This is a genomic window from Nonomuraea sp. NPDC050310 (genome assembly GCF_040655795.1).
Lineage (GTDB): Bacteria > Actinomycetota > Actinomycetes > Streptosporangiales > Streptosporangiaceae > Nonomuraea.
Genome location: NZ_JBFAKP010000001.1, coordinates 174,481 through 193,049, shown reverse-complemented (window position 1 = coordinate 193,049; position 18,569 = coordinate 174,481). Strand labels below are relative to the sequence as shown.

General features: G+C 70.1%; 17 protein-coding genes and 1 tRNA gene. 5 read left to right on the top strand and 13 right to left on the bottom strand.

Translation table 11 applies throughout. From position 1 onward, the window contains the following. Positions 1-21: 21 nt before the first annotated feature. On the bottom strand, positions 22-3,150 hold the full coding sequence (locus AB0I67_RS01000; RefSeq protein WP_357915553.1) for a BTAD domain-containing putative transcriptional regulator: 3,129 nt from the start codon (positions 3,148-3,150) through the stop codon (positions 22-24). Positions 3,151-3,160: 10 nt separating this feature from the next. Then, entirely contained in the window at positions 3,161-5,938 is a 2,778-nt protein-coding gene (locus AB0I67_RS00995) for a BTAD domain-containing putative transcriptional regulator (RefSeq protein ID WP_357918329.1), read from the bottom strand. A 99-nt stretch (positions 5,939-6,037) separates the two neighbouring features. Between AB0I67_RS00995 and AB0I67_RS00990 the strand changes: the two genes are divergently transcribed. Next, positions 6,038-6,481, top strand: a complete 444-nt coding sequence (locus AB0I67_RS00990; RefSeq protein ID WP_357915550.1) for a carboxymuconolactone decarboxylase family protein — start codon at positions 6,038-6,040, stop codon at positions 6,479-6,481. A gap of 14 nt (positions 6,482-6,495) precedes the next feature. After that, positions 6,496-6,789, top strand: coding sequence for a hypothetical protein (locus AB0I67_RS00985; protein ID WP_357915547.1), 294 nt, complete (start codon positions 6,496-6,498; stop codon positions 6,787-6,789). A 112-nt stretch (positions 6,790-6,901) separates the two neighbouring features. Here the strand turns inward: AB0I67_RS00985 and AB0I67_RS00980 are convergent, their stop codons facing one another. Further along, complete coding sequence (locus tag AB0I67_RS00980; RefSeq protein WP_357915544.1) at positions 6,902-7,834, bottom strand: AraC family transcriptional regulator; 933 nt, start codon at positions 7,832-7,834, stop codon at positions 6,902-6,904. 476 nt (positions 7,835-8,310) lie between these two features. Here AB0I67_RS00980 and AB0I67_RS00975 point away from each other — a divergent pair, with 476 nt between their 5' ends. Beyond that, complete coding sequence (locus tag AB0I67_RS00975) at positions 8,311-9,021, top strand: NAD(P)H-binding protein (RefSeq protein WP_357915541.1); 711 nt, start codon at positions 8,311-8,313, stop codon at positions 9,019-9,021. Between the two features lie 716 nt (positions 9,022-9,737). On the opposite strand, the gene AB0I67_RS00970 is transcribed toward AB0I67_RS00975, so the two are convergent. Next, entirely contained in the window at positions 9,738-10,091 is a 354-nt protein-coding gene (locus AB0I67_RS00970; protein WP_357915538.1) for a hypothetical protein, read from the bottom strand. Positions 10,092-10,592: 501 nt separating this feature from the next. Beyond that, positions 10,593-11,090, bottom strand: a complete 498-nt coding sequence (locus AB0I67_RS00965; RefSeq protein WP_357915535.1) for a CPCC family cysteine-rich protein — start codon at positions 11,088-11,090, stop codon at positions 10,593-10,595. Between the two features lie 444 nt (positions 11,091-11,534). Between AB0I67_RS00965 and AB0I67_RS00960 the strand changes: the two genes are divergently transcribed. Further along, positions 11,535-12,053 (top strand): hypothetical protein, encoded by a 519-nt coding sequence (locus tag AB0I67_RS00960; RefSeq protein ID WP_357915532.1) that lies wholly within the window; start codon positions 11,535-11,537, stop codon positions 12,051-12,053. Positions 12,054-12,341: 288 nt separating this feature from the next. Here AB0I67_RS00960 and AB0I67_RS00955 read toward each other — a convergent pair. From AB0I67_RS00955 to AB0I67_RS00940, 4 genes are all read right to left on the bottom strand, one after another. Further along, a tRNA-Thr gene (locus AB0I67_RS00955) sits at positions 12,342-12,414 on the bottom strand. A gap of 21 nt (positions 12,415-12,435) precedes the next feature. Continuing rightward, complete coding sequence (rlmB, locus tag AB0I67_RS00950) at positions 12,436-13,377, bottom strand: 23S rRNA (guanosine(2251)-2'-O)-methyltransferase RlmB (protein ID WP_357915529.1); 942 nt, start codon at positions 13,375-13,377, stop codon at positions 12,436-12,438. A 112-nt stretch (positions 13,378-13,489) separates the two neighbouring features. After that, positions 13,490-14,881: a cysteine--tRNA ligase gene (gene cysS / locus AB0I67_RS00945; protein WP_357915526.1), complete on the bottom strand. Its 1,392-nt coding sequence runs from the start codon at positions 14,879-14,881 to the stop codon at positions 13,490-13,492. Between the two features lie 42 nt (positions 14,882-14,923). Then, positions 14,924-15,310, bottom strand: coding sequence for a PPOX class F420-dependent oxidoreductase (locus tag AB0I67_RS00940; protein ID WP_357915523.1), 387 nt, complete (start codon positions 15,308-15,310; stop codon positions 14,924-14,926). A 54-nt stretch (positions 15,311-15,364) separates the two neighbouring features. Between AB0I67_RS00940 and AB0I67_RS00935 the strand changes: the two genes are divergently transcribed. Beyond that, positions 15,365-16,573: a DUF2637 domain-containing protein gene (locus AB0I67_RS00935; protein WP_357915520.1), complete on the top strand. Its 1,209-nt coding sequence runs from the start codon at positions 15,365-15,367 to the stop codon at positions 16,571-16,573. Between the two features lie 78 nt (positions 16,574-16,651). Here the strand turns inward: AB0I67_RS00935 and AB0I67_RS00930 are convergent, their stop codons facing one another. The 4 genes from AB0I67_RS00930 to AB0I67_RS00915 form a co-directional block, all read right to left on the bottom strand. Next, positions 16,652-16,927, bottom strand: coding sequence for a GlsB/YeaQ/YmgE family stress response membrane protein (locus AB0I67_RS00930; RefSeq protein WP_357915517.1), 276 nt, complete (start codon positions 16,925-16,927; stop codon positions 16,652-16,654). A gap of 92 nt (positions 16,928-17,019) precedes the next feature. After that, positions 17,020-17,301, bottom strand: coding sequence for a GlsB/YeaQ/YmgE family stress response membrane protein (locus AB0I67_RS00925; RefSeq protein ID WP_357915514.1), 282 nt, complete (start codon positions 17,299-17,301; stop codon positions 17,020-17,022). Positions 17,302-17,504: 203 nt separating this feature from the next. Further along, positions 17,505-17,972: a 2-C-methyl-D-erythritol 2,4-cyclodiphosphate synthase gene (gene ispF, locus AB0I67_RS00920; protein WP_357915511.1), complete on the bottom strand. Its 468-nt coding sequence runs from the start codon at positions 17,970-17,972 to the stop codon at positions 17,505-17,507. A 17-nt stretch (positions 17,973-17,989) separates the two neighbouring features. Continuing rightward, the gene (locus tag AB0I67_RS00915) at positions 17,990-18,472 is read right to left on the bottom strand and encodes a CarD family transcriptional regulator (RefSeq protein WP_181615762.1); all 483 of its coding nucleotides are present in this window, start codon (positions 18,470-18,472) and stop codon (positions 17,990-17,992) included. Positions 18,473-18,569 lie beyond the last annotated feature (97 nt).

The following is an 18,569-nucleotide window of genomic DNA, read 5'->3' as shown; positions in this document are numbered from 1 at the left end:
GGCGAGTATGCCGAGGGGCGCTCACCGCTCCCTCACCACGACCTCACCGGCCCGGCGGCGGTCGATGACCCGCGGGTCGGCGCCGAGCAGGCGGAGGGCCTCGGCCGGGGTCAGGCGCAGGCCCTCGGCCCGGGCTTCGCCGTACCGGGCGGGGCCGAGGGCGGCCTGCGCGGCGGCGGCGGTCGCGGCCACCTCGGGCGCGGGCTCGGTGTCCAGGCCGCGCAGGGTCGTGGCCCCGCCGAGCAGCCGGGCGGCCAGGGCGGGGTCGCCGCCGGTCAGGGCGAGCCCGGCCAGGGCCTCCGCGGCCCGCGCGCTCTCCGGCAGCGTGCCGGCCGCGGTCGCGGCCTCCACCGCCTGCACCAGTACGGCACGCGCCCCGGCGAGGTCGCCCCGCGCGGCGGTGACCAACCCCTTGCCGATCAGCGCGCTCACCCGGTTGCTCACGTTCCTGATCCAGTGCGGGTCGAACCGCTCCAGCGCTCTCGTGTAGAGCTCGTCGGCCTCGCCGAGCCGGCCGGCCTCGCGGGCCAGGTCGGCCAGCCCGCGCAACGCGGCGGCGTCGAGCGTCGGGCTGCCCGCCCGCCGGGCCGTCTCGGCGGCGCGCAGGTAGTCGCGGCGCGCCCCGGGCCGGCCGCCGCGCGCCAGGTAGTCGCCCCGGCTGCACAGCAGGTCGGCCAGGTCCTCGTCCGCGCCGAGCTCCTCGGCGAGCGTGATGGCCTCGTCGGTGAGCTCGACGGCCCGGTCCCAGTCCCGGCGGAGCGCGGCCAGCCCGGCGAGGGCGTCCAGGGCCAGTGTGCAGCCCCAACGGTCGCCCACCTCGCGCAGGACCGCGAGCGAGCGGCGGAACTCGCGCTCGGCGGCGTCCCAGTCGCGCTCGGCCATCGCCGGGTAGCCGCGGACGAAGTGGAAGATGCCCTGCTCCCAGGCGTCGCCGCCGTCATGTGCCTGGTCCAGGACGGCGAGCACGACGGCCGGGTCGCCCTCGCCCGAGTTGATCATCGGCCAGGCGAGGCTGACCAGCGCCCGGCGCGCGGCCGGGTCACGCCGCCGGACCAGCCGCTCGGCGGCCGGCCGGTGCCGCAGCCAGGCCGCCCGGCCCTCGGCGCTGGCGGCGGCGGTGAGCGCGACCAGCACGTAGTCGTCGCCCAGGCCGGGGTCCGGGTCCGCGCCGAGCCGGTCCAGCAGGACCGTCGCCGGGCCGGCCACCGCCGCGCGCATCCCGCGCATCCACAGGTACGGCGCCAGCGCTCCCAGCAACCGCACCGCCTGTTCCGTACGGCCGGCCTCGGTCAGCCGGTGCAGCGCGGCCAGCAGGTTGTCGTGCTCGGCGGCCAGCCTGGCGAGCACCCGCAGTTGCTCGGGGCCGCGTAAGGGCGGGTCGCTCTGCCGGGCCTCGGCCAGGAAATGCTCCGCGTGCGCCCGCCTGGCCGCCTCGGTCTCGCCCGCCTCGGCCAGGCGCTCGGCGCAGAAGGCGCGGATCGTCTCCAGCATGCGGTAACGGCCCCCGGTCACCTCGACGAACGACTTGTCGGCCAGCGAGTCGAGCACCTCGTCCGAGCCTCCGCACACCGCTTGCGCCGCCTCCGCCGTCGCGCCGCCGGCGAAGACGGTCAGCCGGCGGGCGGTCGCTCGCTCCTGCTCGTCCAGCAGGTCCCAGCTCCAGGCGACCACCGCGCGCAACGTCTGGTGGCGGGGCTCCGCCGTACGGCTGCCGCGCGACAGCAGGCCGAAGCGGTCCGACAGCCGGGCGGCCAGGTGGGGGAGCTCGTGGGTGCGGGCGCGGGCGGCGGCCAACTCGATCGCCAGCGGCAGCCGGTCGAGGGCCGCGCACAACCGTCCGACCTCCTCCGGATCGGCCGTGAAGCCCGGGCGCACCGCACTGGCCCGGTCGTGGAAGAGCCGGACCGCCGCCTCCGGCGCGAGCGCGCCAACCGGCCACAGGTGCTCGCCGGTGAGGCCGAGCGGCTCGCGGCTGGTCGCCAGGATCCGCAACTCCGGACAACCGGCCAGCAACCGGGCCACCAACTCGGCCACCGCACCGACCAGATGCTCGCAGTTGTCCAGCGCGAGGAGGGTGTCCGGGCGTTCGGCCAGCGCGTGCACCAGCCGGTCCACCGGCGCCTCGGTCACCCCACCCAGCCCCCGCTCCCGCAGGCCGAGGGCGGTGAACAGGGCCATGGGCAACTCGTCCGGCTCCCGCAGCGGCGCGAGCTCGACGAAACAGACCTCGGCCGCGGCTCTGGTGACGGCCTCGACGGCCAGGCGGGTTTTGCCGGCGCCACCCGGGCCGAGGAGGGTGACCAGTCTGGCCTGGCTCAGCAGTCGCGCGACGGCGTCGAGGTCGGCGTCGCGGCCGACGAAGCTGGTCAACTGCGCGGGCGGCCCGCTGGGACGCGGACGCTCCGCCCGCAGCAACGCCAGATGCAGCTCAGCCAACTCCGGACCGGGATCCGTGCCAAGCTCCGCCACGAGCAGCCGCCTGACCTGCTCGTAAGCCTCCAACGCCGCAGCCGGCCGCCCCTCGGCGGCCAGCGCCCGGATCAGCAGGGCATGCAGCCGCTCACGCAGCGGGTGACCGGCAACCAGCTCGCGAAGCTCGGCGACCGGGTGCTCACCCGCCCGCAGGTCGGCCTCGATGCGGTCCTCCAGCGCGGCCAGCCGGAGCTCGGTCAGCCGGGTGGCCAGAGGGGACGCCACCGCGCTGTCCGGCGCATCGGCCAGAGCCGGCCCACGCCAGAGCGCAAGAGCTTGGCGCAGAAGCGCAGCAGCGGCCCGATGCTCACCCGCACGCAGAGCCCGAGCGCCCTGCTCGGCCAGCCCCTCGAACCGCCCCGCGTCCACCTCGTCGGCGGAGACGGCCAGGCGGTAACCGCCGGGAACCGTCTCGATGGTCGTTCCAGGCAATGCCTTACGCAGCCGGGAGACCTGCGACTGCAGCGCGTGGGCCGCCCCCGGCGGGGCGGCTTCGCCGTACAGCTCGTCGATCAGGACCTCAGGTGGCACTGGACGACCGAACCGGGACAACAGCAACGCGAGCAGAGCCCGCGCCGCCGGCCCCCCGACCGGCACCGCGGCGCCGTCCGGCCCCCACGCCCGGGTGGGGCCGAGGATGCCGAACCGCGGCGCCGGATCCTGCGGGAGCTCGGCCATGAGAAGCGGGTCAGGCTTCCTGTCCAGCCGGACCGGCCAGGAAGGCGCGAACCTCGTCGGCCTCCGGAACACCCAGCTCCTCGTACAGCCGCAGGGCCTGCGCCCCGTGCTCACGGGCGAGCTCGTCCTGCCCAAGACGCCGGTGAGCACGAGCCAGCCCGTCGTGCGCACGAGCCTGCTCGGGCCGGTTGCGTACGGCCAGCCCCAGCGCGGCCGTGTGCTCAGCGATAGCCCGCTGGGGATCGCCGAGCGCCAGCTCCGCCTCGCCGAGCCCGTTGCAGGCCGCGGCCTCGTCACTGCTGTTGCCCATGGCCCGATAAAGCTCACCGGCCTGCCGGTGCCGGGCCATGGCCTGCTCGGTCTGCCCCTGCTTGCGCAACGCCGAGCCGAGGTAGTTGAGGACCCGAGCCTCCCCGAGCTGGTCGCCCTCCTTGCGGTGCAGGGCCAGCGCCAGGTCAAGGTGACGGCGAGCCTCGTCCGGCCGCCCCATCTGGTCGAGCAGACGGCCGAGGTCGGCCAGAACGAAGCCCTCCCGCGACCAGTCCCCGGCGATGCGGGTCAGGTCGAGCGACTGCTTGAGGTACTGCTCGGCCTTGGCGCTCTCCCGGCGACGCCACGCCACGTTGCCCAGCGCGTTGAGAGCCAGCGAGCGCTCGTCGTTGTCCTCGCAGGTGTCGAGCACCCGCTGGGCGAAGGACTCCGCCTGCTCGTAGTCGCCGCGCCGCCAGTAGGTCCAGGCCAGGTCGGCGAGGGCCCGGCCGGGCGGCATGGCGCGCTCGCCGAGGGCGAGGCTGCGCTGCAAGGCGATGGAGTGCAGGGTCAGGGCGTCGTCGTGGTGGCCCTGCCGGTCGAGGTAGGGGCGCATCGCGAAGGCCAGGTGGCTGATGCAGACGTTGGGGCCGTGCACCACGGTAGCGATGATGTTGGCGCGTTCGGCGTCGAGCCAGCCGATGGCCTCCGCCGTACCGGTCAGGGGCTCCACCGGGGTGAGCACCGGCGGCATGTGCGGCCGGTCGGGCACGCTGTGCGGGAAGAGCTGCTTGACCGCCGAGCGCGAGCGGTGCAGGTAGTGCACGAGCAGGCGCATCAGCGCGTCGTCGTCGGCGGCCAGCGAGCGGGCGTGCTCGCGCAGCAGGTCGTGCAGGGTGTAGCGGCCCGGCTCGCGCTGCAGGAGCATGTGCGCGTCGAGGAGGTTCTCCAGCAGGTCCTCGGCCTCGAAGACGGAGACACCGGCCAGCGCGGCGGCGGCGTGCGGCTCGATGTCGCGGCCGGGCGCCAGGCCCAGCAGCCGGAACATGCGCTGCTCGTCCTCGCCGAGCTGCTCGTACGAGACGGTGAAGGCGGCCGCGACGCTGCGCTCGGAGGTGGACAGCTCGGCCAGCCGCCGCCGCTCGTCGGCCAGCCGGCCGGCCAGGTAGGACACCGTCCACCGGGGCCGGTGCTGCAGCCGGGCGGCGGAGATGCGCAACGCCAGCGGCAGGTAGCCGCACAGCTCCAGCACCTCGGTGACCGCCTCCGGCTCGGCCGCGGCCCGCTCGCCCACGACCCCGGCGAAGAGGGCGAGCGCGTCCTTCTCCGGCAGCACCTCGACCGACAACGCGTGCGCGCCGTCGAGACCGACCAGCCGTCGCCGGCTGGTGATCAGCAGCAGGCTCTCGGAGACGCCGGGCAGCAGCGGGCGTACGTGCTCGGCGTCCTGCGCGTTGTCCAGCACCGCGACGATGCGGCGCTGCGCCAGCTCCGCCCGCCACAACGCGCTGCGCTCGGCCTCGGTCGCCGGGATGTCGGTCAGCCCGAGCTGGCGCAGCAGCGCCTCCAGCGCCGCCGCGGCCGGCAACAGGTCGCGACCCGCCTGCAGGTCGAGGAAGAGCTGGCCGTCGGGGTAGCGGTCGGCCAGCCGGTGCGCCGCCCGCACCGCGAGCGTCGTCTTGCCGATGCCGGCCATGCCGTCGATGGTCACGATCGGGTGCCGGCTCTGCTCGACCAGCTTGTCCAGTTCTCCGGTACGGCCGGCGAAGTCGGGGATGTCGTAGGGCAGGAAGCTCTTCCTGGGCTGCGGCTTCCCGGCCGGCGCGGGTGTCGCGGCCGGCTGCTCGGGCCGCAGGCTCGGGTCGTCGGCCAGGACGGCGCGCTCCAGCTCGGTGAAGGCGTGGCCGGGGTCGAGGCCCTGCTCGTCGGCGAGAGCCGTACGGTAGCTCCGGGCCGCGGCCAGCGCGTCGGCCTGCCGTCCGGAGCGGTGCAGGGCCAGCACCAGGTGCCCGACCAGCCGCTCGCGCAGCGGGTTGGCCACGACCTGGGCGGCCAGCTCGTCCAGCACGTCGAGGTGGCGGCCGGCGGCCAGCTCGGCCTCCATCAGCCGCTCCAGCGCGGTCAGCCGCCGGTCGTCCAGCAACGCCCGCGAGCCCGGCGCGTACGCGGCGCTCACGTCGGCCAGCGCGTCGCCCCGCCACAACTCCAGCGCCTGCCGGAACTCGCCCTTCCCGACCAGGTCGTTGAACACCTGCACGTCGAGCTGGCCCGGCTGCGGCTGCGCGACATAGCCGCCCGCGCGGGTCTCGATGAGATCGACGCCCTTCTTGCGCAGCGCGGTCATCGCCGCGTGGATCTGCGAGCGGGCGGTGTCCGGCTGGTCGTAGCCCCACATCGCGTCGATCAGCTTCTCCATGCTGATCACCCGGCCCGCGTTGAGCAGCAGGTAGGCCAGCACCGCGCGATGCCGCGGCGCCATGCCCTGGACCGGCTCGCCGTCGGCGAGCACCTGCACCGGCCCCAGCAGCGCGAACTGCATCTTCACGATTCGCCTCCCATCGTCAACGCATCGCGAATCTATCAATCCACCCACACATCCTCGTTCTTGTCAGCACCTCGACCAGGGAGCGCGAAAACGATGCAAGCACGGATGAAGAACCCCGCCACCGTCATCTCCGCGGCGCAGCAGCCCATCATGGGCCTGGCCAAGTCCGCCCAGGGCCAGGGCGTCTCCGAGGAACTCCTGGACCTGGTCCACCTGCGGGTCAGCCAGATCAACGGCTGCAGCTTCTGCGTCGACGCCGGAGTGAAGAAGCTCGGCAAGCTCAGCGTCAGCACCGAGCGCATGGGCCTGGTGGCCGCCTGGCGCGACGCCCCGTACTACACCGACGCCGAGCGCGCCGCCCTCGCCCTCGCCGAAGCCGTCACCGAGCGACCCGCCGACGTCTCCGACGAGGTCTGGGACGCCGCCGCCGACCACTTCGACGAGCAGCAGCTCGCCGCGATCCTGCTGATGATCGCGACCACCAACCTGTTCAACCGTCTCAACGCCCCGATCCGGCAGATCGCCGGCACCTGGTAACGGAGGAGCCTTCCATGTCCGTCGTCCGCACCCACACCTACTCCGTCGCCCCGGCCGACCTCGAGGAGTTCCTCGCCCGCCGGGCCTCCCTCATCGGCACCATCCGCGACAGCCACCCCGGCCTCACCCGCACCCTCCTGATCAAGCTGGAGGACGGCACCTACAGCGACACCTGGTACTGGGCCAGCGGGGCGCAGATGGGCGCCGCGCTGGCGGCCATCCCGACCTTCCCCGAGGCGCCGCTCACCATGGCCCTCACCAAGGACGCCACCGCCCAGAACGGCACCGTCATCGACGACAACCACTGACCTTCGGGCCCGTTTCTGGCCTTCTCGGGGTGATCGGCCTTCTCGGCCTTCTCGGGGTTACCGGCCGCGTGGGCCGCACGCTCGGTGCGGCCCCTCCGGTACTCCCCAGGAGTCACCCGCCGGAGCGATGCCGGCTCGGCGACATGCCCCGCACCCGCTTGAAAGCCACGCTCAACGCGAAAGGATTGGCGTACCCCACCTGCCGCGCCACCTCATCGATGGTGACACTCGACGACCGCAGCAGATCCGCCGCCAGCGCCATCCGCCACCCGGTCAGATAGGCCATCGGCGGCTCCCCCACCAGCGTGGCGAACCGCCTTGCGAACGCCGCCCGTGAAGCCCCCACCTTGTCCGCCAGCAGCCCCACCGTCCAGGGATGCGCCGGGTCACCGTGGATGAGCCGCAGCGCCGGCCCGATCAGCGGATCGCTCTGCGCCTGGTACCAGCCCGGCGCCCGCGCCTCAGGCCGGGCGAACCACGCCCGCAGCGTCGCGATCAACGCCAGGTCCAGCAGCCGGTTGAGCACCACCTGCTGCCCCGGCCCTTCCCCGTTGACCTCCTGCGCCAACAGCTCCATGATCGGCGACTGCACGCTCGACCGGGGTACCAGCACGACCTCCGGCAGCGCGTTGAGCAGCCGCGCGCTCACCTCCCCGGTGACCTGGTAGGTCCCGCTGGCCACCACCGCGGACCCGTCCGGGCTGTACCCGCTCGTCCTCGGCCCCAGCCGTAGCTGCTCGGTCACATCCACGCCGTCCATGCTGATCAGCCGGTTGCCCGGCTTCACCACGACGTCCGGAGGCGTCGCCGGATCGTCGGAGATCGTGTACGGCGCGGGCCCCTTGACGATGGTCACGTCCCCGACCCTCATCAGCACCGGCTCCCCTTTATCCGGCACCACCCAGGCGTGCCCGCGCAACACCGTCGCCAGCGCCAGCGCCGCCTCGTCGGCGATCCGCAACGACCACGGCGGTTCCAGTACGGCCTGGCAGAACGCCGCGCTGCGCGCACGGACACCATCGAGCAGGTCAGCCAGCGGGTCCACGCCGCCAGTGTAGACGCACAGACATGCAATCGAGCGGACGAAATATGGATCGTCTACGCCGGGCCGCGTTCACTGGGATACAGACCACCCAGACCCCTTGGACCTGAGGGAGTTCGGGGTGGTGTACACCCAGGCCCTTGCACCAGAGGGAGTGCTGGGTGGTGTACACCCAGGCCCTTGCACCAGAGGGAGTGCTGGGTGGTGTACACCCAGGCCCTTGCACCAGAGGGAGTGCTGGGTGGTGCATCCAGACCCCTCGCACCGGAGGGAACGCAGGGGCACACCACTCCGCCCCTCATACCGGACGGAGTCCTGGGCGCGCACCACCCAGACCCCTCATACCGGACAGAGTCCTCGGTCCGCACCACCCAGACCCCTCATACCGGACGGAGTCCTCGGTGCGCACCACCCAGACCCTCATACCAGGGGAAGTTCTGGGTCCACATCACCCAGACCCCTCATACCGGAGGCACCCCATGTACGCCATCACCGGAGTGACCGGCCACGTCGGCGGCGCAGCCGCCCGCGAACTCCTCGCCCACGGCGAACCCGTCCGCGCCATCATCCGCACCGCCGCCAAGGCCGAAGCCTGGACTCAGGCCGGCGCCCAGATCGCCTTCGCCGACTTCGCCGACCGGACCGCCCTCACCGCCGCCTTCCGCGGCTGCCGTGCCGCCTTCGTCATGCTGCCCACCGACCCGTCCTTCCCCGACCCCGACGCCGGCCACCGCCACCTCGCCGACTCCATCGCCGGCGCCGTTGCTGACAGCGGCGTGCCGTACGTCGTCATGCTCTCCTCCATCGGCGCCGAACTCCCCGACGGCACCGGCCCCATCCGCTGGCTCCACCACCTGGAAACCCAGCTCCGGCGCACCGGCGTCACCCTGACCGCCATCCGCGCCCCCCACTTCCAGGAAAAGGTCGAGACTCTCCTCGACACCGCCCGCGACCTCGGCATCTACCCCGTCTTCGCCGACTCCGCCGACCACCCCATCCCCATGGTCGCCACCCGCGACATCGGCCGTATCGTCGCCGCCGCCCTCACCACTCCTTCTCCCGCCGACGACATCCTCGCCCTGGACCCCCTCACTACACCGAACGCCAGGTCGCCAAGGAACTCTCCGCCCTCCTCGGCAAACCCCTCGAAGTCCTCCCCATCCCGGAGTCCGACTGGACCACCCTCCTGATCGACAGCGGCCTCCCACCCGCCCTCGCCGCCGAACTCACCGCCCTGTACACCGCCGAACAGGCCGGCCTCCTCCACCCCACCGGCAACCGCCACATCCCCTGCCCAACCGAACTCCACGACACCCTGCGGACCCTCGTGCGCCCCATCCCCTGAACCCGACGGACGAAGGCCCAGAGCAGGAACCATCCGCTCAAGCGCGGGCTGGCACAACGAAGCGCGTCTCGCGCTCATTCATCTGCTGGCCCGCCGGCTGGCTGCGTCGAAGTCCCGCTGCGGAGCCACTCGATCGAGCCGGTCCGGGGCGTCGCTTCAGTGGCGATTTTTGATCTATGCCACGGCCCCTCGGGCAAGACGGGCTGAGCGCCATCCCTGTCGCTCCCAAGAGGACTGGCGGCTGGGAGGACCCTCCGAATAGGTCACCGCCTGGTCCTCTCACGTGACCGACTGCCAGACGAAAACGCCCGTCCCTCTTGCGGAGCGGCCCTGGCCTTCGTCGGGTCAACCCAGCGCTCCTACGCCGGGCCTCGCGCCCGTTAGCAGCCGCCCGTCTCTCATTGGGGAAGAGCACTTCCAGCGTCGACTCGAGGGGCCGCACCGTCGCGGGCTGGCAGCGAGGTAACAGACCTGCTCGTTCCGAATCCGCTCCAGAATGGCGCCCAGAACACGGATTGGCTTGCGGTTCACGCCCTCACCGCATCCGGCGCAGGGTCATCATCACTGGATCGTGATTGACACAAGCTCGCCTACTGGCAGACCCGACGTCGCCGCAGCCTCCCGCAGGTCTTGATCTGTGTTCTGGGACACTCCGAGCTGCTCCACCGTGACAAAGGCGCCAGGCCACTTGGGCGACTGCAACTTGATCCCCTGATCGAGAGCGTCCCAGACGCACCACCCACTTGGGCCTAGGCGGTCCGCAGCCTCCTCGGCGACATCGACGCCTGCCCCGTCGATGTGCGTCACGATGGTCACGAACTCGATGTAGAAATTGTCTTTGAGGTGGCCCTCCGTGCTGGACTCAGAGACGACCTCGCCGACAGCTCGTAACTCAGGAAAAAGGTTCGGGTTCACTCGTTTCACTTCGTCCTGATGGTGCGAGCGTCACCCCGTAAACGACCGACAGCACCCCATAGACCAGAAGCGCCAGCGTGAGTCCGAAGATGACCAGCTTGCGGGATGTGGCCATCTCACCCTCCGTTGCTAGGACGATCATGCTGCCGAAACGCAAGCCTCGGGGCAAGTCAGTAGCCCCGCCTGCCCTCCGGAGGAGAAGTGCGGGGCTTCACCTCACCACCCCAGGAGGAGAGACTCGCCCGCAGAAGCGGCCGAGGAATAACAGAGCCCGCAGAGGAAGATCATTGCCTAGAGAAGCGTCAGGCCTCACCCGAATGGTCTCCACATAGGGCGCTGGCATGGAGTCGACTAGCGGAATCGAATCCCTGACCTCCCATCCACCAGCCGAATGGAGCCTTCCAGGACCGTCCACCGCTGCTCTCCGGTCCTGGCCAATCAGGCTCTACGGGATCTCGCGGTCCATGGTTAACCGGCCGTTCAGGCCTATTGTTAGCAAGATCATTTTATCGCGTACTCGTGCGGGAGCGGATCGCGGGTCTTGCCGACATCCCGCTTGTGGCTCGCACCGAACGCAGCGAGGTTTCGTCGCCCCCGGGTAAGACTCAACCCGCGGTTGGGACCACCACGAATCTCGTCAGCGTCATGGTCGCCCTGCCCGTCATCCTCCCAGAAGCACACAGGGCAGATCTCGTGCATGCCCTGCTCGTCGAGAGTGAGCAACCCACAGCACGGACACGGATACGGTTCGTTGCCCCTGCTGTGGGTGATGTTCACGAACGTCACCCACAGCAAGGTAGCGTCCCCGTTCATCAGCTCATAGATCACCTGAACCGGTGATACAGGGTGATGTCGACCTGCGTTCCCGCCCTTCGCTGGGTCCAGGTGCTCCGGCCGTCTCGCACCCTCGTAGTACGCAGCGAACTCCTCGAGATCAAGCTGAGCGTACGTCAGGCCGCCATAGGAGTTCTCCACGTGCTCGATGTCGTAGGCGGTCACTGTGCCGTCGGCGTAGGCCTCAGCTTGGACGCATGCGTCCCCCTCGTCGTCGAGCGCTAGATATTACGTGGACGTGCCCCAGCTCGCATTCTCATCGTCGCGGCACTCGTCCCACTCCCGCCGGAAGTGCCGCACTTCGCTCACGTCCTCTCCGGGACAGGCCACCGGGCCAGCGACGAATAGGTAGGAATGGACGCGGAAGCCTGGCCCCGCTTCCGGTCACGGCTCACGCTCGGACAGAGACCGCAAGGAACCGTCCTACCCACTCCATGGCTGGTTTCGTGAACCTTCTCCTCCTGCCCCATGGCATCGACCGCTTGCGCAAGTGCAACCCCGCTGGCTACGGCCTCGCTCGCACGCCCCCTACAGCCGTCGCAGGAAGCGTCGTCATCCTCCCCAGATGCGTAGTTCACAAGATCCAACCACGGGAGCTACCGTATGGCTGTGACGCTCACCGATACCGATGTGGCCGATCTTCTCGCACCAGTCGGCCTGCTGTTCGTCAAGCGTGTGAACCAAGAGAGCGTCCGCTTGCCTCGCCTGCCACCGGGATACTCAGTGGCGAGTGCAGAACCCGAGCATGGACGGTTCGATTCCCGTCCAGACGAGATAGTCGACGTCGACCATGCAAACATGCCTGACAAGGTCAACGCAGGCTGGTTCCGGATGGCAACCGAGTACGGCCTCTTCAATGAAGACCGCGAGTTCTTACTCTCAGTCTGCTACGCGCAATACTGGGAAACTGGCACCGGAGACGATGACATCGCCTGGATTCGAGTGCGTCTGCTCGATGCGTGGGATCTCGTCGGAAGTGAAGTGGATCTGCTGCGCAGCTACATGGCGGGACTGTTCACAGAACGCTTCGTGCCCGAGTTCACGATGGCGTCCCTGGACGGGCGCATGATGTTGACCACCACGGTTTGGGGCAACGGCACCATCAGCACTATCGTCATCCGCCCATGATCAGCCCGAGACGCCGTCAACCGAGGCGCTTAGGCTCCGCATCGGACTGTGAGCCGAGTCCAAGGACTCCATATGCGCTCGCACATCGAGCTGCCGGCCATGCAGGCCTGCCGCTCTTCCGCTCCGTTCCCGAGCCCTTGGCCGGCTCCTGCTGGGGCCTACATCCACAAAGCGAGACCTCGTTCACGCGCCTGGTCCATCCCTCCGGCCCGGGCATTGGAGCGGGTGTTGCTGTACGGAGATCACAAAGGCCCTCCCGGATCTCCAGGAAGGGCCTTTGAGCAGCAGAGCCGACTAGGGGAATCGAACCCCTGACCTTCTGTTTACAAGACAGATGCTCTACCGATTGAGCTAAGTCGGCACAGCCACCCAGTCTAGACGCTCAGCGTCGTCGCTGACGAGCGACCTCGTACAACGCGATGCCCGCTGCGACGCCGGCGTTGAGGGACTCGGCGGCGGCCTGCATGGGGATACGGGCCAGGGCGTCGCACTGTTCGCGGACGAGGCGGGACAGGCCCTTGCCCTCGGAGCCGACGATGACGACCAACGGCTCCTCGAGGAGGGTGACGTCGGCGAGGTCGGTGGCGTCGGCGCCGCCGTCGAGGCCGACGACGAAGAGGCCGGCGTCACGGTACTCACGGAGGGCGGCGGTGAGGTTGGAGGCTCGGGCGACGCGCATGGTGGCGAGGGTGCCGGCCGAGGTCTTCCAGGCGCCGCCGGTGACGCCGGCGGCACGACGGGAGGGGACGAGCAGGCCGTGGGCGCCGAAGGCGGTGGCGGAACGGGCGATGGCGCCGAGGTTACGCGGGTCGGTGACGCCGTCGAGGGCGACGATGAGCGGGACCTCGGCGGCGTCCTGGGCGATCTCGATGAGCTCGCTGGGGTGCGCGTAGTCGTAGGCCGGGATCTGCAGGGCGATGCCCTGGTGCACGGCCCCCTCGGTGAGGCGGTCGAGCTTGTCGCGGCTGACTTCGAGCACGGCCAGGCCGGTCTCGGCGGCGACGCGCAGGGAGGAGCGGACGCGGTCGTCGGCTTCCATACGCGTGGCGACGTAGAGGGCGGAGGCCGGGACGCCGGCCTGGAGGGCTTCCAGGACGGGGTTACGGCCGCCGATGTACTCCGGGGAGTCCTCGGAGCGGCGCTGGCGGGGGGCCGGGCGCGGCGAGGGTGAGGCGCCGCCGGTGCGCTCCTCGCGGGCCAGGCGTTCGGCCCTGGCCTTGTCCTTGTACCAGTGACGCGCCTCGGCGGGCGGGGTCGCGCCCTTGCCGGCCAGGCCGCGACGTACTTTTCCGCCGCTGCCCTTGAGCGGTCCCCGTTTCCTCATGCATCCAGGGTACTAGCGCCTCAGATCCGACTCGCCCCATACCGGGACGACGGCGAGGGGTGGCCGCTGCCCTACGCGGGGCCGTCTCGCCGTACATCAAGGGAGCGCGACGTCAGCGGGAGAGTTCCCAGCGGGCGCCGTGCGGGGTGTCCTCGACGGTGATGCCCGCCGCGGTGAGGGAGTCGCGGATGGCGTCCGCGGCGGCGTAGTCCTTGCGGGCCCGGGCAGCGGCGCGCTGCTCAAGGGCGACCTTGACCAGGGCGTCCACCACGGGCGTGAGGTCGGTGCCAGCCGTACGCCACTGCGGGGAGCGGGGGTCGAGGCCCAGGACGTCGAGCATGTTCTGGGTCTCGGCCAGCAGCCGCGCGACGGCCTCCTTGCCGCCCCGGCCCAGCGCGACGTTGCCCTCACGGACGACCTCGTGGATGACGGCGACGGCCTGCGGGGTGCTCAGGTCGTCGTCGAGCGCGTCGCTGAAGGCCTGGGGCAGCGGGGCGTCGGCGTCGACGTCGTGGATGACCTCGGCGGCGCGGGTGACGAAACCCTCGATGCGCTGGTAGGCGGCGGCCGCCTCCAGCAGCGAGTCCTCGGAGAAGTCGATCGAGGAGCGGTAGTGCGGCGTGGCCAGGTAGTAGCGCAGCTCGACCGGGCGGACCTTCTGCAGCAGGTCGGGGATGAGCAGGGAGTTGCCGAGCGACTTGCTCATCTTCTCCGAGCCGATCTTGAGCATGCCGTTGTGCATCCAGTAGCGGGCGAAGGCGTCGCCGGCCGCCTGGGACTGGGCCAGCTCGTTCTCGTGGTGCGGGAAGACGAGGTCGAGGCCGCCGCCGTGGATGTCGAAGGTGGGGCCGAGGTACTTGGTCACCATGGCCGAGCACTCCAGGTGCCAGCCGGGCCGGCCGGGGCCCCAAGGGGTCGGCCAGGTGGGCTCGCCGGGCTTCTCGCCCTTCCAGAGCGCGAAGTCGCGCGGGTCGCGCTTGCACGACTCGTCGTCGGTGTCGCCCGCGGCGCGCATGTTCTCCAGCTTCTGGTTGGAGAGCTTGCCGTACTCCGAGGACCAGGAGCTGACGCTGAAGTAGACGTCGCCGCCGGAGGCGTAGGCGTGGCCGCGCTCGATGAGCCGCTCCATGAGCGTGATCATCTCGGGCACGTGGCCGGTGGCGCGGGGTTCGACGGTGGGCGGCAGGCAGCCGAGCTGGTCGTAGGCCCAGGTGAAGGCGCGCTGGTTGCGTTCGGCCACCACGAACCAGGGGACCTGGTCCGCGGCGGCCACGCGGATGATCTTGTCGTCGATGTCGGTGACGTTGCGGCAGAACGTCACGTCGTAGCCGTTCCGCAGCAGCCAACGGCGGAGCACGTCGAAGTTGACGCCCGAGCGGATGTGCCCGATGTGCGGAGGAGCCTGCACGGTCGCCCCACACAGGTAGATCGACACATGTCCCGCCTGGAGCGGGACGAACTCGCGAACGGTGCGGGTGCTGGTGTCGTAAAGGCGCAGGCTCACGTAGGCAAGGCTAACGCCTCCGGGCTTGTCTCACGTTGTTTATCAGCCCCGCAGAAGCACCTTGTCCGGATGTACACGAACGACTACCCGCTCGTTCCCCTCCGGCTCCTGCCACGGCTGGCCGGTGTACTGCCGCGAGAGCTCCTGGATCAGGTCCCCGGTGGGGTCGTCCTCCATGGTCACCGTGCCACGGACCTCCGCGTAGACGTACGGGTTCTCCGGGTCGATGACCAGCAGCGTGGTCCGGGGGTCGCGAAGATAGTTGCGGTGCTTGCGCCGCCCCTTGACCGTCGAGAACAGGATGTCGTTCCCGTCCGTCCTGACCCACACCACGGTGGACTGGGGTCCGCCGTCCGGGTTGAGGCTGGTCACCGTCGCGTAGTTCGGCGCGTCGTACAGCTTCCGCACGCCCTCGGGCAGCTCGGTCATCTCATCTCCCCTTGATCGGTTTCACGTCTCATTCTTCTGTAGGCTCGAAACGCCATGGACGTGACTCCCCCCTCCACCCTGCGCCGGCTCGGCGTGGCCCTCGCCGGGCTCGGCGTCGCCGCGCTCACCGCGACCGCCTGCGCGCTGTCCTTCCACGACCTGCGCGACCTCGCCCTCCAGGCGCGGGTCAGCCCCGAACTAGCCTTTCTCTACCCGGTCGGTTTCGACGCACTCCTGGTCGTCGCCCTGGTCAGCGTGCTCCTGCTGACCTCGGGGGGGCTGCTCGCGCGGCTCCAGGCCGCGCTCGTGCTGGTGCTCCTGATCGTGGGCGCCGCCGTCGTCAACGTCGCGTCGGCCACCGGTTTCCAGGTGGACGTACGGCAGGCGGCGATCGTCGCCGCGGTCGCGCCCTGGGTCATGCTGGCGGTGGCGTTGTGGATGTGGCTCGTGCTGATCAAGCATGTGCAGGAGCGGCGGGCCGACTCCAGGAGTACGGCGGAGCAGGACCTCGTGCCGTTCCGGCGGGACGCCGCGGCGCCGCCTCCGCTTCCGGCGGATGGGGAGGAGCTCGAGGTCACCGAACACGAGCCCACCCCGGTTGTCGGCCCCACACCCGCGCCTGAGACGCCGCCGCTGCCCATCGTCAAGGAGACGGCTCGGACCGAGCCGCTGCCGGTCTTCGTCCCGGCGACCGTTCCCGAACCTCGGGAGGCTCCGGAGGATCGGGAAGAGGTTCCAGACCTCCGGGACCAGCCTGCTCGGCCCCAGGTGGCGGCGGACCACGAGTTGGAGCGCTCCGAGCCAGCCGACACGCCGGAGACACCCGCGCCCTCCGAAGACCGCGACGCCACCGAAATCGGCGAGGCCGCCGAAACGCGGGAGCCGGTGCACGAGCCCGCCGAACTCCCGGAGCCAGCCGAAAAGCGCGAACCCGCCGAAAACCGGGAACCCGCCGTAACAGCCGAGCCCGCAAAGACGCCCGCCGAACCACCCGCCGAACCACCCGAAGAGCGTCGCCCCGTCCGCTGGGGCGACCTGACCAGGCCCGAGCCCAGCGACGTCCTGGTCCACCCCCGCCCCGAGACGGTGAGCGAGCGCGACGCCGACACCCAGCCGGTCCGGGTGTTCAAGGACAACCCCGACCCCGAGCACGGCCCCGAGGCCGCCGATCCCCCGCACGGGCGGCGGCAGCCGTACGGCGAGGCCCCCTCGGGCAGGCGCCGCAGCACCCCCCTCCCACCGGAGGACGAGGACGCCGAATAGGCAGGACACAACAACGAAGGCAGGGCACCCCAGCCAAGGGCGCCCTGCCTTCTGCGTTCCGTCACAAGGTCATGGGTGTCACAGCCTGCTGCTTCGACCGCGCCGCAGGCCGGCCACCAGGCCGACACCGACAACCGCCAGGACGACCTGCATGACCAGTTCGATCCAGTCGATCCCAGCCGTCGTCTCGACGTTCATGACCTGGGCGATAGCCGTTCCGATCAGCGCGGCGACGATGCCGACGACGATGGTCAGGATCCACCCGATGGCCTGCTTGCCAGGAAGCAGCAGGCGCCCGATGGCACCGATCACGGCACCGATGACGATCGCACCGAGAATGGATTGGATGGTCATGAAACCTCCCCGCGAAAGTGACACCTTCACTCTCCCGGCGAGCGACATACCCCGTGCCACACTTTTATGCGCGTTCTTTACGAACGCGCAGCTCAGGCGGTAGGACGTGCGCCTCGCGTCCCGGATCCCCGTGACACCACGAGCCACACTCCCACCACGGCGAACAGCACCTGGATGATGTGTTCCCACCAGTTGATGCCACGCGTGTCGGACAGGCCCAGCAAATAGGCCACGAGCGTGCCGAGCAGAGCCGCGACGATGCCGACGAGCCAGGTCATCCCGATCGAGATGTTCTGCTTGCCGGGCACGATGAGCCGGCCGATCGCACCGATGACGATGCCGAAGACGATGGCCCAGATGATGGAACCGATCATGTGAATCCCCCCTCTGAGGAGAGATCTACCCGGCCTCACCTGCGATTATCCGCGAAAGCAGGGACGGCGGCTCATGCCGCTCTCCGGGAAAAGCAGGGACGGCGGCTCGTACCGCGCCAGTGACGAACCGCCGTCCCCGTACTCGGCGGGCTTTACGGCACCGCCCGCCGGGACACCCTCACGCATCCCGCAAAGAAGACGCGCTAGTCGGCGGTTCGGTTCACCACGAGTGCGGTCGCGATCGCGCCGAGGCCCTCGCCGCGCCCGGTGAAGCCGAGCCCGTCGGTGGTGGCCGCGCTGAGGCTCACAGGGGCCCCCACGAGCTCCGAGAGGACCTTCTCGGCCTCCTGGCGCCGGGGAGCCAGCTTGGGCCGGTTACCGACCACCTGGACCGCCACGTTGCCGATCAGGAAGCCGGCCTCGCCGACGAGGCGGACGGCCTCCTCGACCAGGTCCGCGCCTGAAGCGCCCGCCCAGCGCGGGTCGGACGTGCCGAAGACCGCGCCCAGGTCGCCGAGACCGGACGCGGACAGCAACGCGTTGCAGATCGCGTGGCAGACGACGTCGGCGTCGGAGTGGCCTTCGAGGCCGGTCTCGTCCGGCCAGTGCAGGCCGGCGAGGTGCAGTTGACGCCCAGATGCGAACGGGTGGACGTCGACACCGACGCCCACCCGTGGAAAGTTCGCGTTCAGGAGTTCAGCACCTCGTCGAGAAGCGCTTCCGCCTTATCCTCGTTCGTCTTCTCGGCGAGCGCGAGCTCGCTTACCAGTATCTGCCGTGCCTTAGCCAGCATGCGCTTCTCGCCCGCAGAAAGACCGCGCTCACGGTCCCTCCGCCAAAGGTCGCGAACCACCTCGGCGACCTTGTTGACGTCACCCGAAGCCAGCTTCTCAAGGTTGGCCTTGTAACGACGCGACCAGTTGGTCGGTTCCTCGGTGTGAGGCATGCGCAGGACGTCGAAAACGCGCTCAAGGCCTTCCTGGCCCACAACGTCGCGCACACCGACGAGTTCTGCGTTCTCCGCTGGCACCTGGACGGTAAGGTCGCCCTTGTCGACCTTGAGCACCAGGTAGGTCTTTTCCACACCCTTGATGGTTCGGGTCGTGATTTCTTCGATCCGAGCAGCCCCATGGTGGGGGTAGACGACTGTGTCGCCGACCTGGAAAGTCATGTGACAAGTACCCCTTCCGCTGTACTCCAGGGTACCACGCATCCAGAGTCTCCCGGAACAGTGAAATCACCATAACTGCAGGTCAAAGCCGCATATT

What these genes read in the sequence shown, in the direction of transcription:
- AB0I67_RS00915 (WP_181615762.1), bottom strand. Translation starts at nt 18,472, where the DNA reads ATGACTTTCCAGGTCGGCGACACAGTCGTCTACCCCCACCATGGGGCT.
- AB0I67_RS00940 (WP_357915523.1), bottom strand. Translation starts at nt 15,310, where the DNA reads ATGACCGAGCTGCCCGAGGGCGTGCGGAAGCTGTACGACGCGCCGAAC.
- AB0I67_RS00990 (WP_357915550.1), top strand. Translation starts at nt 6,038, where the DNA reads ATGCAAGCACGGATGAAGAACCCCGCCACCGTCATCTCCGCGGCGCAG.
- AB0I67_RS00925 (WP_357915514.1), bottom strand. Translation starts at nt 17,301, where the DNA reads ATGATCGGTTCCATCATCTGGGCCATCGTCTTCGGCATCGTCATCGGT.
- AB0I67_RS00975 (WP_357915541.1), top strand. Translation starts at nt 8,311, where the DNA reads ATGTACGCCATCACCGGAGTGACCGGCCACGTCGGCGGCGCAGCCGCC.
- rlmB (WP_357915529.1), bottom strand. Translation starts at nt 13,377, where the DNA reads ATGAGGAAACGGGGACCGCTCAAGGGCAGCGGCGGAAAAGTACGTCGC.
- AB0I67_RS00985 (WP_357915547.1), top strand. Translation starts at nt 6,496, where the DNA reads ATGTCCGTCGTCCGCACCCACACCTACTCCGTCGCCCCGGCCGACCTC.
- AB0I67_RS00995 (WP_357918329.1), bottom strand. Translation starts at nt 5,938, where the DNA reads ATGCAGTTCGCGCTGCTGGGGCCGGTGCAGGTGCTCGCCGACGGCGAG.
- AB0I67_RS00930 (WP_357915517.1), bottom strand. Translation starts at nt 16,927, where the DNA reads ATGACCATCCAATCCATTCTCGGTGCGATCGTCATCGGTGCCGTGATC.
- AB0I67_RS00935 (WP_357915520.1), top strand. Translation starts at nt 15,365, where the DNA reads ATGGACGTGACTCCCCCCTCCACCCTGCGCCGGCTCGGCGTGGCCCTC.
- AB0I67_RS01000 (WP_357915553.1), bottom strand. Translation starts at nt 3,150, where the DNA reads ATGGCCGAGCTCCCGCAGGATCCGGCGCCGCGGTTCGGCATCCTCGGC.